This window comes from Terriglobia bacterium (genome assembly GCA_020072565.1).
Lineage (GTDB): Bacteria > Acidobacteriota > UBA6911 > UBA6911 > UBA6911 > JAFNAG01.
Window position 1 is genome coordinate 1 of the sequence record JAIQGI010000089.1, and the last position, 14,619, is coordinate 14,619.

Annotated in this window: 9 protein-coding genes; 3 read left to right on the top strand and 6 right to left on the bottom strand. The window is 57.6% G+C overall.

What is annotated here, in order from left to right:
• Window positions 1-136 precede the first annotated feature (136 nt).
• From LAP85_28140 to LAP85_28155, 4 genes are all read right to left on the bottom strand, one after another.
• Window positions 137-1,516, bottom strand: a complete 1,380-nt coding sequence (locus LAP85_28140) for a serine hydrolase (GenBank protein ID MBZ5500282.1) — start codon at window positions 1,514-1,516, stop codon at window positions 137-139.
• A gap of 206 nt (window positions 1,517-1,722) precedes the next feature.
• Complete coding sequence (locus LAP85_28145) at window positions 1,723-4,035, bottom strand: GH92 family glycosyl hydrolase (protein MBZ5500283.1); 2,313 nt, start codon at window positions 4,033-4,035, stop codon at window positions 1,723-1,725.
• Window positions 4,036-4,252: 217 nt separating this feature from the next.
• Window positions 4,253-5,725 (bottom strand): VWA domain-containing protein, encoded by a 1,473-nt coding sequence (locus LAP85_28150; GenBank protein ID MBZ5500284.1) that lies wholly within the window; start codon window positions 5,723-5,725, stop codon window positions 4,253-4,255.
• 212 nt (window positions 5,726-5,937) lie between these two features.
• Complete coding sequence (locus LAP85_28155; protein MBZ5500285.1) at window positions 5,938-6,951, bottom strand: inorganic phosphate transporter; 1,014 nt, start codon at window positions 6,949-6,951, stop codon at window positions 5,938-5,940.
• A gap of 140 nt (window positions 6,952-7,091) precedes the next feature.
• Here LAP85_28155 and LAP85_28160 point away from each other — a divergent pair, with 140 nt between their 5' ends.
• Window positions 7,092-7,349, top strand: a complete 258-nt coding sequence (locus LAP85_28160) for a hypothetical protein (GenBank protein MBZ5500286.1) — start codon at window positions 7,092-7,094, stop codon at window positions 7,347-7,349.
• A gap of 201 nt (window positions 7,350-7,550) precedes the next feature.
• The gene (locus tag LAP85_28165; GenBank protein ID MBZ5500287.1) at window positions 7,551-9,788 is read left to right on the top strand and encodes a TonB-dependent receptor; all 2,238 of its coding nucleotides are present in this window, start codon (window positions 7,551-7,553) and stop codon (window positions 9,786-9,788) included.
• A gap of 574 nt (window positions 9,789-10,362) precedes the next feature.
• Here the strand turns inward: LAP85_28165 and LAP85_28170 are convergent.
• On the bottom strand, window positions 10,363-12,675 hold the full coding sequence (locus LAP85_28170) for a protein kinase (protein MBZ5500288.1): 2,313 nt from the start codon (window positions 12,673-12,675) through the stop codon (window positions 10,363-10,365).
• A gap of 460 nt (window positions 12,676-13,135) precedes the next feature.
• Here LAP85_28170 and LAP85_28175 point away from each other — a divergent pair, with 460 nt between their 5' ends.
• The gene (locus LAP85_28175) at window positions 13,136-13,567 is read left to right on the top strand and encodes a hypothetical protein (GenBank protein MBZ5500289.1); all 432 of its coding nucleotides are present in this window, start codon (window positions 13,136-13,138) and stop codon (window positions 13,565-13,567) included.
• 307 nt (window positions 13,568-13,874) lie between these two features.
• Here LAP85_28175 and LAP85_28180 read toward each other — a convergent pair whose 3' ends face one another.
• The gene (locus tag LAP85_28180; protein MBZ5500290.1) at window positions 13,875-14,144 is read right to left on the bottom strand and encodes a hypothetical protein; all 270 of its coding nucleotides are present in this window, start codon (window positions 14,142-14,144) and stop codon (window positions 13,875-13,877) included.
• Window positions 14,145-14,619: the final 475 nt, after the last annotated feature.

A 14,619-nucleotide genomic window follows, 5' to 3' on the forward strand; every position in this document is an offset into this window, starting at 1 on the left:
ATAACGCCCAGACTGATGTAATCCGTAATGCGGGAGCCGCTTGGAAGCTCAGCAACGGTACGTGCCATATGCGGTCCTCCTGTGAAAATTTACCACAGGATACCACAGTTCGTTTGTTAAGTGAACAGTATTGGGGCTAGGGCAGCAGTTCGATCGCGCGACTGATGAGGCCGACCCACACTGTCTCGCTTACCGCCGCTTTGGGATCATTCCAAACCGCACCAATCACATACCATTGCCCCATCCGCGAGCGCAGCAGGAAATTCAGGCTGATGACACCGGGTTCGGATCCGCCCTTGAAACCGATGTAAGCCCAACGGGTCGAGGAGACAGGAATGCCGGGATTGATGGCTAGAATCTGGCGAGCGGTATCCCGAGCACTATCGTCCGCGTGAAACCAAGCCAGGGCATGGCAAAGGTCGGTGGCGGAGGCAAACCATTCCACTTGGTCAATCATCTTTGGGGTGGTACCACTGGCTGCTGCAAGCAGGGTCTCATGGGAGACCGGTGGCTTGAGCATTTGCAAAAACGCCCGCCGAGCCGCGATGTCATTGGTGATGTATTGCTGCAGTTGATCGGGAGGAATGCCCCATTTCAGCTGGAACATCTCCATGGTGGAAAGAAACGGCTGATCCACCGCCGGCTGGCTGTGCCCCATCACCTGCAACATTGCTTCCACTTGCTCGCGACCTACGGTCTTCAACAACTCGTCGGCTGCGGTGTTGTCACTCCTGGAAATCATCAGCGAGGCCGCGCTTTGCACTGTGAGCGGCGTGCCAAGTGGCCAACTCTGCAGAATGCCGGAGGGTAAGGAGTGCACATCGAGCGAGATCACGTCATTCCAGTGGCGCTGCCCGCCGCTGATCTGATGAGCGAGCGTCCCCAGAATGTAGAGTTTGAAGGCAGATCCGATAGCTAGTCTCTGCGTAGGTTGCCATTCGCCCAGTGCCACCGGACCACTCGCATCCAGGCGCTGGGCGAGAAAGCTGACCCGGCCCGGCAGGAGCTTCATCTTTTCGATCACCGCGGACAGCGTTTCACTCGATGATACAGGCGGTCCCACCACAAATCCGGTTATAGAATGAGAAGCGTCAGCATTGATCACCAGGTTGACGGGGGCGGTGAATCCCTTCTCGAAAGTGAATGTGAATTGGGCAGAGGTTGAGCTGACTTGCTTTTCTAATTTGACTCCTGTGCAGCGACCCAATTGGGTGTAGAGCTGCCTCATGACCGTTTCCAATCGGGCGGCCGGCACCTGGGTCAGGAACTCGGGAGCAAAGAGTTGGCCTACCCCGGATGGATCGGCGCGGAAATACTGCGCCACCGACTCGGCCACGGATTGCAAATCATGAGACTGAGCCGCCGGCGTGGTTTGCGACACGGACTGGGCCGCGACAGCCATCGCGCTGATTGCCAGCAAGGCTATAATGGGTAAAGTGCGCATCCTGTCTCCGTTTCTGTTGCCAAGAATCACGTAATGCAGTGGTCGAGTATTCTGAAAGAAGAAAAATATCATGGCGAGGCCACTGATCCTCTAAGACATGCTATCAGCAATCCGGATAATCCTCAACAACGCGTCTCCATGAAAGTGGTTGTGACAGCATCTCCCGAACGGGTCCGCTTTGTCCGGGGTGGACTGCGAGCCAAGGGCGCGGCGCTCGAGCATCTTGATGGTCCGACGGGCAATGCGGTCGGTGATTCGAGGTACCTCCGCACTTTCCATCAGCGGGATGCTGTGGACATGGAGGGCGGTGCATTCTCCGGCGCGCTGCCCCATTTCACGTTGGGTCGTGAACCCATCTCGAATATGAGCGTTCCTCCCTTGACTAGGACCGCGTGCGTAAACCATGGCTTGTCCAGCGTTTGCCCATTTAATGTGGCCGATTGAATGTATTTGTTCTTGTCCGATACATTCCGCGCTTCGATGACAAAGGTCTTTCCGCCGCCTACATCGAGTGTGACCTTGTTGAAAATGGGACTTCCGATCTCATATACCGGCTGGCCGGGGCATACGGGATAGAAGCCCATCGCCGAGAACACATACCACGATGACATCGCTCCGCCGTCGTCGTCGCCACTCAACCCGAAAGGCCCTGAGTTGTACCACAGATTCATGATCTCGCGCACTCGTCTCTGAGCAATCCATGGGGCTCCTGCAAAATCGTACAGGTAGGGGATGTGAAAGGCGGGCTCATTGCCGTGGGAATACATGCCGATCAATCCCGACATATCCGGAAACTGACCCAAGAAAGCCGGCTTGTCCATGACATACTGTTCTGTAAACAGCGCATCCAGCTTAGCGATGAATTGATCTCTTCCCCCCATCAGATTGATCAAGCCCTGCACATCATGCGGAACGCTCCAGGTATATAACCAGGAATTGCACTCGGCAAAATACTCTTCCCCTGCGAAGCCGCCCGACAGTTTCGGGTCAAAAGGCTCGACCCAGTTCCCGTCCGCCGTTTTGGGGGCCATCAGTCTGATTCGCGGGTCAAAGAGGTTCTGATAGTTATGGGCCCGCTTCATGAACAAATCGTAATCCGCGGTCTTGCCCAGAGCGTCGGCCATCTGAGCCAGACACCAATCGTCATAACTGTGCTCGAGGGTGACGGAGACAGACTGTCTTCTGTGCCACGAATCGACCTGCGGCACCCACTCCCTGATGTGAATGTCAGGAAGCCAGGTGATCTGGTACGGCATCCGCGAACCCGTCAGCCGGTTCACAGTGGCGCGCCATTTGTCCAAATCAGCTACCTTGGCATCTTCCCTGACAGGCCGCGCGGGGAAGAATCCTTTGTCGAAATAACACTGCTCCAACTCTGTGATGGGGCCCCGGTCTTTCCACGGGATCATGGTCGCTTCCATGTGGTTTTTCTTCATGCCTTCGTAAGCTCTGTTCACGTCGAAATCCTGCAGGCCTTTCCTATAAGCATCTACAATCACAGCCGTGGAGTGATGGCCAATCATTGGGCCTGAATCGGTCAACCATCCGGAGGTCTCATAGTCCTTTATGAATCCCTGGATTGCTTTCATATTCTCTGCCGGCTCGATGATGGCTTGAAGTGGGTAGGCGCAACGATGGGTGTCCCAGACGTTCCCCTTCCTCCCCATGGTTCGATAAAGCGCGGTGTAAAATATGGCACGTTGTTCCTCGACACCGCCTTCGATTTTGATCAGATTGAGGGACTGGTTCCAGAGAGTTCTGGCTTTGTTCTTTGTTTGCTCAAATCCCCAGGCCGGGAGTTCCTTTACCAGGATTTGGTGTGCTTCATCCTGATTTCGGGCGGCAGCAAAACTGATCTTCATCTCCACTTGGCCGCCCTTGGCGGTGGGGTAGCTGACAAACGCGCCGATGCCATTTCCCGACTGGGTTTTCGAACCTTGTGAAATGTTCGGGCCGTTCCAGGTTCCGAAGGATCGGAACGGCTTGCTGAATTCTGCACGAAAGTAATTTGCGGATCCCGCGGCGGTCGGGACTCCTCCTCGGCCTCCGCCTGCGGTGGCGGAACCTTCTATGGCACTGTCCCCGACAATCTGGATGGTCGCACCGGGGCGAGCCAGGCTCAGCAGAACATTCGAAGTGGCAGCTTGCGGGAAAGTGAACCGGAAGTAGATCGAGCTGTCGGTGATGGTGTACTCGAGATTGATATTAGTGTCTTCGAGAAGAACCTGGTAGTAATAAGGGGTCGCCGTCTCCAAATCATGATCAAACCTCGAGGCGTTCTCGCTGTTATTCGTCTTGATGCTGCCAATACTGGGCATGATACTCGCTGGACCGGCTGGAAAGCCGAATATTTTGTCGGCCAGATACTTGTCTCCGATTCCAGGAGTAAATTGCGGCGCCACGGCAACTGCTCCGTGAGGCACGAGCAGCGTCGGGGAAGTGCCGCCGGTCTTTGGGCTGATCGATCCTATATATGGGTTGACATAGTCAGCAGGTTCTCTTGCCGAACGCATGCCTCCGTTCTGAATCATCGCCATCATGAGGAACGGCAAGAATGCGGCGGTCGGCGCAATCCTGGATTTATGAGTCATGGAACTCTCCCCGGATGTATTAACCTTGAATCACAACTATAGTCTGCTCTGCCCGGATTCTACACCCGGAAAGGGATGGCGGGGCAGACAAACCCTCGTGCAGCAGGTCCGTCGGGCCCCTGGCCCACGGCAGTAAATGACAACTGGAAGGAGGGGAATTGCGCTTCATTGCCTGGGGACCGGAGGTGTTCACGTTGAGTATTGAGAAGGCGAAGCGCTATCGCATTCTCATCAGCCTCGTCCCCACGCGGCCGCTCCAGATGTCGCATACGGCCACTTTGAAAATTTGGCCCGGGGTTTTGAACGGAATCATGATCGACATCGATACCCCCGACTTCAGCACCTGCTGGTATTCATCCTCCTGCAGCTGCAGGTCGGCGGTCTGCCACTCCTCACCGAGATAATTGCCTTTGGCATCCCCGTAAAAAACGGCAACATCCAACCTGCCGACGTATCGGCTGTCGATGTTTCGGAATCCGATGCCGGCCGGTCCGATGTGCAGGTTCACCTTGATCTGACTTTTGCCGCGCGCATCCGTTTCCGTTCCCGTAGTTACCTGCAAATAGACCTGCTTGAAATCAACTTCAGCCTCTGCGGCTAACCAAAGCCGCTGTTTTGCGGTGGCCTCCGCAAAATACGCTGCGCAGTTGTAGGGAGGAGAGGTCCTGCCGATGAGGACTCCCGGCCGCAAGCTGGCATTGGCTCCGGCGTAGTAGCCGCTGCGCGCCTGGATGCGGCAGCCGGGACAGGTCTTTGAGACGTTGAATCTTACGTTGAGTTTGTGGAAACTGTGGTCCTCACCGGACTTGGCGGGCACAAAGCCCAGGGTGTAACCCAGGCGGAGATTCGATATGGCTCGGTCCAGGGCGGCAGACAGCTTTTCGGAGTTTCCCAGCTGTAATACCTCTCCGCCGGTTTCTTTGGCGATCCTGTTGATGGAACCCGGATTCCCTGAACCCATTGAGTTGTAGCCTGGAGTTCTGATGCTGAATAGCGTAACCGAGGATTCCAGCACCTGGGTCAGCACATCCTGCTCGGTCATAGGGAAAACTGAGGAGTAGTTGTCAGAAACCAGGATAATCGCCCGCCGCCGGTCCGGAGCGTTCTCGCGCAGGAAACGCGCCGATTCGAAAATGGCGCCGTAGATATTGGTGCTCCGCCCAATTCTGATCTCACCGATCCTTGCGGCCACCACATCGCGATCCTCCGTGAGTTCGGTGAGCTGCGTGGGGCACTCATCAAAGGAATAGAGCGCAACCTGATCCTGCGGCTTCAGGCGTTTGAGCGCGCTGAGCCCGGCGCTGCGAAGATCCGGCAGGAAGCTACTTATGCTCGGGCTCCGGTCAATGACGAGTGCAACGGCCAATGGCAGCTGGTCCCGTGAAAAGTGCGTGATTTCCTGGGCCACGCCATTGTCATAAATGAGGAAATCTGTAGACTGCAGATCACCCACGGCCGCGCCCCTTTTGTCGCGCACGATGGCGTCAATCGTGACGAGATCTACATTGACCTTCAGGCTGAAGCTCTTGGGGATTGCCGGCCGATCTTGCTGCCATGGACCGCTCCCTGATGGATTGTGGGCCCGATCCGATCCGCGCGCCGGCACCCCCGTCCACCATAGACCGGCGGTTAGAGCCGGTAGAGCAGCTAGAATTGCCAGTCCTGACAAGGCTCGGCGAAGTGTTCGCATCCTTCCCTTCTATGTGGGCTTATGAGGTCCGAAAGCGCCCAGGGAGATATGATATAGCAACAGGGGATAGGAAGCACAAGCCGCAAAGGGGATCGGAAGGACGAGCCGGGCATTCGATTGAGGCCCGCGCCAGGGCTTCCGCTCGTCTGGCCTCGACCCCGGGTTGTCAGCCTCCTTAGAGACAGACGGTCTGTCATGTGCCTGCTCGCGGTCTAGCGCACGAATGGTCGAACGGTGTACTCAAGCACCGCTGCGAAAGCCGCCGAACACGGGATCGTCAAAATCCAGGCCCAGATGATGTTGCGTGCTATCCCCCAGCGCACTGCGGAAATCCGCTGTATCGATCCCACCCCGACAATAGCTCCGGTGATAGTGTGGGTGGTGCTCAAGGGTATGCCGAGGAAGGAAAGAAAGACGATGGTTGCCCCGCCACCGGTCTCCGCGCAAAAACCTCCTACGGGCTGGAGTTTGGTGAGGCGCATGGCGAGAGTTTTTACGATACGCCACCCTCCGGAGTAGGTGCCCAGGGCAATTGCTGCATGGCAGGACAGAATCACCCAGAGGGGAACGATTACCTTGCCCGAGTCTGGAGTCGGGAGCATATGGGCCGAGATCAGGAGAGCAACGATGATCCCCATAGTTTTCTGTGCATCGTTCATGCCGTGGCTGAAGCTGAAGATCGAGGCGGAGATAAGCTGACCGCGGCGGAAAATGTGATCGACGCTCCGGGGAGAGGAGCGTTTGAAGAGGAAGTGCATCAGCATCATCATCAGCCGTCCCAATATCATTCCCACAACAGGGGCGATCACTATGTAGGGCACGACCTTCATCAAGCCGTTAAACTTCAACGCAGCGAGCCCGGCATGTGCCACAGCTGCGCCCGAGAATCCGCCGACGAGAGCGTGAGAAGAACTCGAGGGGAGGGCCAGATACCAGGTAAGCACGTTCCAAATGATGGCTCCGAGCAGTCCGAACAGCACCATATAAGGGTCGAGAAACTGCGGGTGAACAATGTCCTTACCAATCGTCGCCGCGACCCGCGTTTCGAAAAAGAAGGCTGCGGCAAAGTTCCAGAACGCGGCCAGGATTACGGCCGCGATCGGCGAGAGAACATGCGTCGCCACGATAGTGGCGATCGAGTTGGCGGCATCATGAAAGCCGTTCAGGAAATCGAATCCCAGAGCGATTACGATGACGATGCTGACAAGCAGAACCTGGCTATCCATCTCACCTCCAAATCCGCAGCTCGTAGCCGGAGGATGATTATCTAAGCAGCACGCCAGGTAGGATGTGAAGATTACGTGAAGTATAGGCTAAGAAAGAGTTAAGAAGCTCTGTTAGGGTAGACATACAGCAGTATCAGGAATTGCTGCAAGCGATGGTCGAAGGGCGCGCGCCCGCAGTCAGACCGGTGAATGATGATGCGCGATCAGGCAGCAGGGTGAAGCGGTTGCTGCAGATTGAGCGAGGCAGCGGGGAAAGGGCGGTGCGGGCGGTGATGCGCGATCCGCGCCAATTGCTTGTGCGATACGACAAGGCGGCAGAAAAATCGGGCCTGAAGCGGGAGGCTGACTGGCGCTTCGATCCCGCGCTGGCGCAGGCGGTTGCCGCCATGGGACGGTAGGTGCCCGTGAGCAGAGAGGCTCATTCCTTAGCCATCTGATGCAATTTCCATAGAATACGATCGCGAGCGGCATATTGATATCTTGCCAAAAGGATGGATTTATGGCGAAATCGGGCTGGTAAATCAAAGAGCGAATCAGCGGACCGGCTGGTCTGTGCCATAAATCCCATGATTCCTGCTGCGAGAAGATTGTGTTGGGTCTTGTTGTGGGCGTTGGCCTCGCCCCTGACTCGAGCTCAGACTACCGGAGAGGTGCGCGGCTTCGTCGTGGATGCACGTGGCGGTGAGGCGCTGGCCCACGTCGAAGTCCTGCTTGCGGGCAGCGCATATCGTACAACTTCCGACGATACCGGACATTTCCGCCTCACGGCCGTTGTGCCCGGCGATTACGTGCTCAACGTCACCACGGTCGGATATCACCTCGTCAAACGGCCGTTCCATCTGGATGCCGGCGAGGTCAAAGACTTCGAGGTGATCCTCAGCGCCGATACGCTGCGCTTATCCGAGACCGTGATTGCGAAGGTCGGGCCCTTCGAGCCCTTGCGCCAGGACAGCCCGTCTACCCTGGTGCTGGCCGGCAACGATGCCAAGAACCTGGCAAGCGTGCTCGCCGACGATCCGCTGCGCGCAGTGCAAGGCCTCCCCGGAGTCAGCTCGAACAACGATTTCGACGCGCGTTTCTCATTGCGCGGCGCCGACTACAACCGCATCGGCCTGTACCTGGACGGCATTCTGCTCCACGTGCCTTTTCACACGCTCGAAGGCCAGAATGTCTCCGGCTCGGGGACGGCCTTCAACGGCGACATGGTCGAGCAGCTGGAACTGCACGAAGGCGCTTTTCCGGTGCGATTTGAGGATCGCTCCGCCGGCGCGCTGGACGTGAATACGCGTGACGGAAGCCGGGCCGCAACTACGATCCGCGCGTTTGCGAGCGCCTCCAACGCCGGGGCGATCGTCGAGGGACCGCTGGGGAGAACGAAGCGCGGCTCCTGGCTGCTCGGAGCGCGCAAGAGCTACTTGCAGTACATCCTGCAGCGCACGTTCCCCGATACCTCCCTGATTTTCGGGCTGGAGGACGTGCAGGGCCGTTTCACCTATGATGTTACGCCGAAAAACAATGTCACCTTCTACGCGCTGGAGAGCTATTCATCCCTCGACCGATCCTCGATCAGGCAAAAGCTCAGCCTGAATTCTTTGATGGAGGCGAGCTACCACTATACTCTGAGCAACCTGAGCTGGCGTTACACGCCCACAAACAGGCTGCTGATTGTCAACCATGCGGCCTGGATGCGGGAAAAGTTTCACAACACCAATCCCACGAACCTTCCGCTCGGCAATGGCTATTACGGCGAATGGGTCTGGAATGGTTCGGCCACCTGGATGTGGAATGCGAACAGCGGGTTTGATGCCGGCTGGTCGGTGCGGAAAATCCGGGACGAGGGATCACTGGACCAATACCTGTCCGGGTCCCAACTCCGCCTTCTCGATCACTTCCGCGGCACAGCCGTGCGCCTCGGCGGGTACGCGCAACAGTCATGGGCCGTCTGGGCCGGCCATCTGCACCTGACGGCCGGCGCCCGCTGGGATCATGAATCGCTCGATGCCATCCCTGCGATCTCGCTGCAAGCCTCTGCTGCGCTGGCATTGACGCGGACCGCACGTATCCAGTTAGGATGGGGCCAGTACGTGCAGTATCCGGAGGTGTCGGTATTGACATCCATCCTTGGCAGCCGTGCGCTGTTGCCGGAGCGGTCCAACCACGTGCTTGCCGCGTTCGAGCAGCAACTGGGGGAGCGGACGCGCATCCGCGTAGAATGCTACAATCGCGCCGACCGAGACCTGATCCTTCAGCCTCTCGCCGATCCCCGGATCGTCGACGGCAGGATCTTCGCGCCGCCTCTCAACCCGCCTTACGTCAATTCCATGCGCGGCTATGCGCGCGGCGTCGAGTTTTTTCTGCAGCGGAGCAGCGCCAATCGTTTCACGGGCTGGATTTCCTATGCTTACGGACGCACGGGGATGCGCGACGGCGTGACCCGGCAGGCATTCCTGTCAGACTACGATCAGCGCCACACCGTCAATGTATATGGCGGCTACCGCCTGCGCCCTAGCGTCAATTTGAGCGTCCGCTGGAGCTACGGCAGCGGGTTCCCGATGCCGGGATATTTGCGCCAGGCCGGAGCGGCATATTACCTGACAAGCAGCCGCAACCAGCTGCGGCAGTCAGCTTACGCGCGCGCGGATTTCCGCATCAACAAGGCCTGGATCCACGACAAATGGAAGCTCACGCTGTACGGCGAAGTGATCAACTTCACCAACCGCGCGAACTATATCTTCGCTATTCTCGACGGCTTCAACTCGAAGACAGGCCAGGCCTTCATCACCACGGACAAGCTGTTCCCCATTCTCCCTTCCGCGGGTCTGGTATTTGAGCGCTGAGAATGCTCAGGTTACCTGGCCACGACAAACCGGGAGCGGGAAGATGCCCGCACGGAACCGACGGTAACTGCCGCCGAGGAAACCTGCTGACAACGGGGCCTGGCTTCCCGCGGACATGTCCCGGGAAACATCCAACTCGATCGCCGGCATGGTGAGGGTACAGAGTCTTTATCTCTGGCGTCTTTGTCTTACTGCAAGAGGTTTCGGGCCGCTGTCCCGTTATGCCTCATTGGTTGCGATCAACGGCCGCGGTAGGTGGAATAAGCAGCCCTTTGGAATCCAGAGCCAGCTACGACTTCTCCCCAAATTCTGAGAAGTCAGTGGCAAAACGGGCAACCGTGCCATTGGGCAATCCTCTGGCCCTTTTATGAGGTGTACGCCACTATTCAGCCAAATGACCTAAGCAATGGTAACCTTCTAGAACGCGGGAGTGTCAGGGATTTTCACGGGTAGCGCGTTAACCGGGCACGTGAAGGAGGGTGCCTGTGTCCTCGAACCGGACAATTACGATCGGCGGACGGTCAATTTTCGACATCGCTAATCAATAGTCATCGGATCCTGGCTGATGCGGATCTCATCGATCCGCGGCATGGAAGCGGGGGACAAAGCGTTCCCATTCGGGGCGGACCCTAGCGAGCAGGCGCTGGAAACGCGGTTCGCGGCGCAACGACTGAAGCAGCGGGTCGCCGTGGGCGAGCATCGGGTAGTTGATTGCACCGCGATCGACCCAGTGCTCAAGCCAGTCGAGAGCCTGGTCGCGCACATCCACGAGTGCCAGAAAACCGGCGGCCCATTCGGGCATTTCCGCGTCATCCCAGAATGTGGGTCGCATATAGCCGGCCATCGCAGCGAGGAGCGGTTCCCTTTCTCCGAGCAACGCGTGCCTGAAGGCAGTTGTCAACCGGGCAAATCCGTCCTCTGAGTTTTCGGCCACCGTTGCCTCGGCCACTTCGCAGGCATCGTCGATGCGCCCGAGCCGCGCGAGCATATGCATTCGCATGATGCTGGTCATCCGCAGCGCGGGTTCCCGCCGGTGCATGTCATCGAATACCGCCAGAGCTTGGGTGAAGTCGGCATTGGCCCAGTGAGCGACCGCAATGGTGAAAAGATTCATCACCGTGAGAGGATCGATGGCAAGAAGCCGGTTGGCGATCGCCAGCCCGCTAGCCGGCTTCCCGGCCTCGAAGCTATAATTATGAGAAAGGAACCAAAGCGAATCCACGTCGGTGGGATCTGCTGCCACCGCATCCTCGAAATGGCGGATGGCCCTCACATGGCTGCCCGTGAAGCGTTCAAGTTTGGCAAGCAGGGCCGGGGCGTAGCGCCGGTCGGAAGCCTCGATGCGGTGGGTATATTCTACAGCCGAGCGAAGGAGTTTCGCACGAGGCTCGAGTCCCCACTCAGCCGCCAGCCAATGCATCTGAGCGAGCCCCATGTGAAGGACAGGGTGCTCGCCTACGGTCTGGATGCCCTGCTGCATCAATCGCAGGGCCTTTTCAAAGGATTCTTGGGTCGCGAAGAGCATCTCATGCCTTGCGCGTCGATAGCACTCATGCGCCAGCGCATCCGCACCCGGCTGCGCGTCGGCCTTTCGGCTCTCGCCAGGACTGAGCTCCAGCTGGAGCGAATCCGCAATGGAGCTGGCCACTTTTTCCTGGATATCGAAAACGTCATCTAATGTGCCGGCATAGCGTTCGGCCCAGAGATGCTCGTCGGTTGCCGCATGGATCAGTTGCGCGGTGATGCGCAGATTGTTGCCGGACTTGCGGACGCTTCCTTCAAGAACCTGCCCAACATTCAGAAGTTCGCCGATTTCGCGTGTCGTCTTGCTCGTCCCTTTCAGGGTCATCATCGAATTGCGCGAGATCACCCGCAGGCCGCGAATCTTTGAAAGCGCGGTGATAATCTCCTCGGTCATACCATCACAGAAGTATTCCTGCTCTGGATCCGAACTCAGGTTGGTGAATGGTAGCACGGCGATGGCCAGAGAGGCCGACTTGGCTCCAGCTCCTGGCTTAACGGCATCCGGTCGCGCGTTTGCGGTCCCGCCAAGCAAGCTCCTAAGATGAAATGCCAGGTCGCTGGCGGACTGGAAACGCTCTCCCGGATTCTTTTCCAGGCAGTGGGAGATAATGCGGTTCAATTCCGGAGTGACTTCAATTCCCGAAACGCTCACTTCCGGCGCCGGGTCCTTGAGGATCGCCGCCACGGTTTCGGCGGATGTCTCACGGGCGAAGGCGCGCGTTCCGGCCAGCACCTCGTAAAGCAGGCACCCCAAGCTGAAGATGTCGCTACGCGCGTCAGAGACCTGCCCACGCACCTGCTCCGGCGCCATGTAGCCGACGGTTCCCATGACCGTTCCTGCAGCCGTGCCAGGATCCGTCAGGGTGGTCGCACCTTCAGCCGCATGCGCTGCTTCAGCAATCCGCGACAGTCCGAAGTCGAGCACTTTAATCCGGCCGTCGGTTGTGATGAAGATGTTATCAGGCTTGATGTCCCGATGGATGATCCCTTTACCGTGGGCTGCGGCCAAGCCATCCGCTATGGCCGCCGCAGTTTCGATGCACTTGCGCCATGGGATCCGTTCGCGCCCCAGGCGGTGACGCAGAGTCTCGCCTTCAAGCAACTCGGTCACGGCGTAGGTAATGCCGCCATCGGTGCCGAAATCGAAAATAGCCAGAATGTTGGGATGGGACAACGCCGCCAGTGCCCGCGCCTCGCGCTCGAACCGAGCCATGCGCTCTGGGTCATCCGTCACTGCCTTGGGCAGGATCTTGATTGCCACATCTCTGCCGAGCCGTTCGTCACGGGCTCGGTATACTTCGCCCATGCCGCCCGCACCGAGCAGTTCAGTAATACCATATGGGCCGAGCCTGGTTCCGATCACGGAGGTTCCCTCTACAGGCAATTTGCACACTGCAATCACAGAGATGCAATTTGGCTGCGATTATAGTCGACTCTGCTTGGCCCGGGTAGCTGAATCCGCAGCACTTGCGCAATTGAGTGGGTCACCGGAGCTTGGCATGTTATCCGGATGCCGCGATGTGGGAAGTTGACGGATGACCAGTCACTTGGACGGGATACGTTATCGTACAAGTGCTTTGAGCCATTAGAAAGTCCAGGAACTGCCGACAGACACCATGGCCATCTTGCAGTGCGTTCTCCAATATCCGGCATGAGAATTCACCCTTGCCAAAGGCCAAAAATCGGCTTGACAGAATCTTCGGAGAGCAAATAGGGTTTTAAGTGTAGCGAGTCAGGATCGTTCTGGCCTGCTGCCCTTCCCTCGTGTTCTGACGTGAGCGGGCTGGAGCTCCGAAATCAACCAGCTGCTGATTGGCGAAGCTTTGTCTGACGAATTCGACGGCAAGATCTTAAATCCCCACGGCGTCGAGATCGATCTCCCATTCTGGGTATTCAAGCGGCTCAAGAAGCTGCGTCTGCTCGAACGCGATCCCGTAACCGGGATGCGGCGCATTCAGGAGCGCGTGTTCGGCCTGATGGATCTCTGGGATGGGCCCGATTTCAGACCTGACCGCCGATTTCGCGCATTCGATCCTGGGTACCAGCGTGCCTGCTCCAAGGACAGCGGCTACGAGAGCGCATTCCTCAAGGCGCTCGGTCGCGACTGCTCCGGTCTTGTCAATCCCGCCATTGAGCGCACCCACAACTTCGAATCCGACCTCGGCCATTCGCGTCTCTCGGACGAATACCGGCGCGCTGCAGTCGAGGAGGTGCTGCAAGCAGTGAAGGCGAAAAGGAAGTCGAAAGCGGCATGATCTCGGATTGGCGTGACGTCTACCGGCAGGAGAGGCGGCGCCCGGGGAATAGGAAAAATGAGCTGTCGTTTCGGGTCTGGACTCGCTGCCTCCAGCGTCTGATAAGGGGCAACTGTCAACTTTGAAGCTCGTTTCGTTCGGATTGTAAGTCAAAATGATATCGCCGGATCCAGTTTGTCGGCATACCTCTGACGGCGAGCCGGGCTGCGCCGCCGAAGAATCCATGTCGGCGCTGAAAAACATAACGTCCTGCATCACATGTGTTGCACCAGCTTCCCAATCCAGCGTGCGTGCCCACCTGAGTTTCTTACAAGCCGTCCGCCAGTTGGTAGAACAGGCGCAGCCATCGTGACGATGGGATTCCGAAATCGAAGCCGTTGCGGACGATGATCACCCTCTTCTGGGGCGAGATGTAAATGTATTGTCCTTTGTTACCCACGGCGTAGAAGTCGCTCATACCCCCGGATCGTCTGTCTCCCCACCAGAAGTACTTGTAGTAATGGCCTAAGGAGACGAAGAAAGGATCGTCTCCATAGTAGCTGGAGGGCTTCCCTTCGGGTTGAGTGGCTTGCTCCACCCAGGCCTCCGACACGATTTGCTTTCCTTCCCAGTGTCCATTGTTCAGCATCAGACGCCCGAATTTAGCGAAATCAATCGCCCGAGCATTGATGCCACTTCTACGGGTAGCGCGTTTACCAGGCACTTAACTGGTAAATCGTCGACTTCACACGGCTATCTCAGGCCAGCGTAATAGATTATGGATTTCCGCAATCCCAGCAGTTACTCCTCGATTTCCATTCCCGAAATTACCCTGCAATTGCCTTTGGTCACTTGCCCGAGTAGTCGCGATCCGGGAGAAGTGAACGCAAGCGGTCGGATCCCTTGGAATGCTCCGTCAGTTCTACGAGTAGCGCGTAATACGCATTATGAAAGGGCGCCATCTGTTCACTTGCCGGCGCCGCACAACTGGGCGGCGCAGATAAAACTCCAGACATGTGCTCAGACGCTCATAGCATCGACGATCGGCTTATGCCCTGATGGAAAATGCCGCG

What these genes read in the sequence shown, in the direction of transcription:
- LAP85_28140 (MBZ5500282.1), bottom strand. Translation starts at nt 1,516, where the DNA reads ATGATATTTTTCTTCTTTCAGAATACTCGACCACTGCATTACGTGATT.
- LAP85_28145 (MBZ5500283.1), bottom strand. Translation starts at nt 4,035, where the DNA reads ATGACTCATAAATCCAGGATTGCGCCGACCGCCGCATTCTTGCCGTTC.
- LAP85_28150 (MBZ5500284.1), bottom strand. Translation starts at nt 5,725, where the DNA reads ATGCGAACACTTCGCCGAGCCTTGTCAGGACTGGCAATTCTAGCTGCT.
- LAP85_28155 (MBZ5500285.1), bottom strand. Translation starts at nt 6,951, where the DNA reads ATGGATAGCCAGGTTCTGCTTGTCAGCATCGTCATCGTAATCGCTCTG.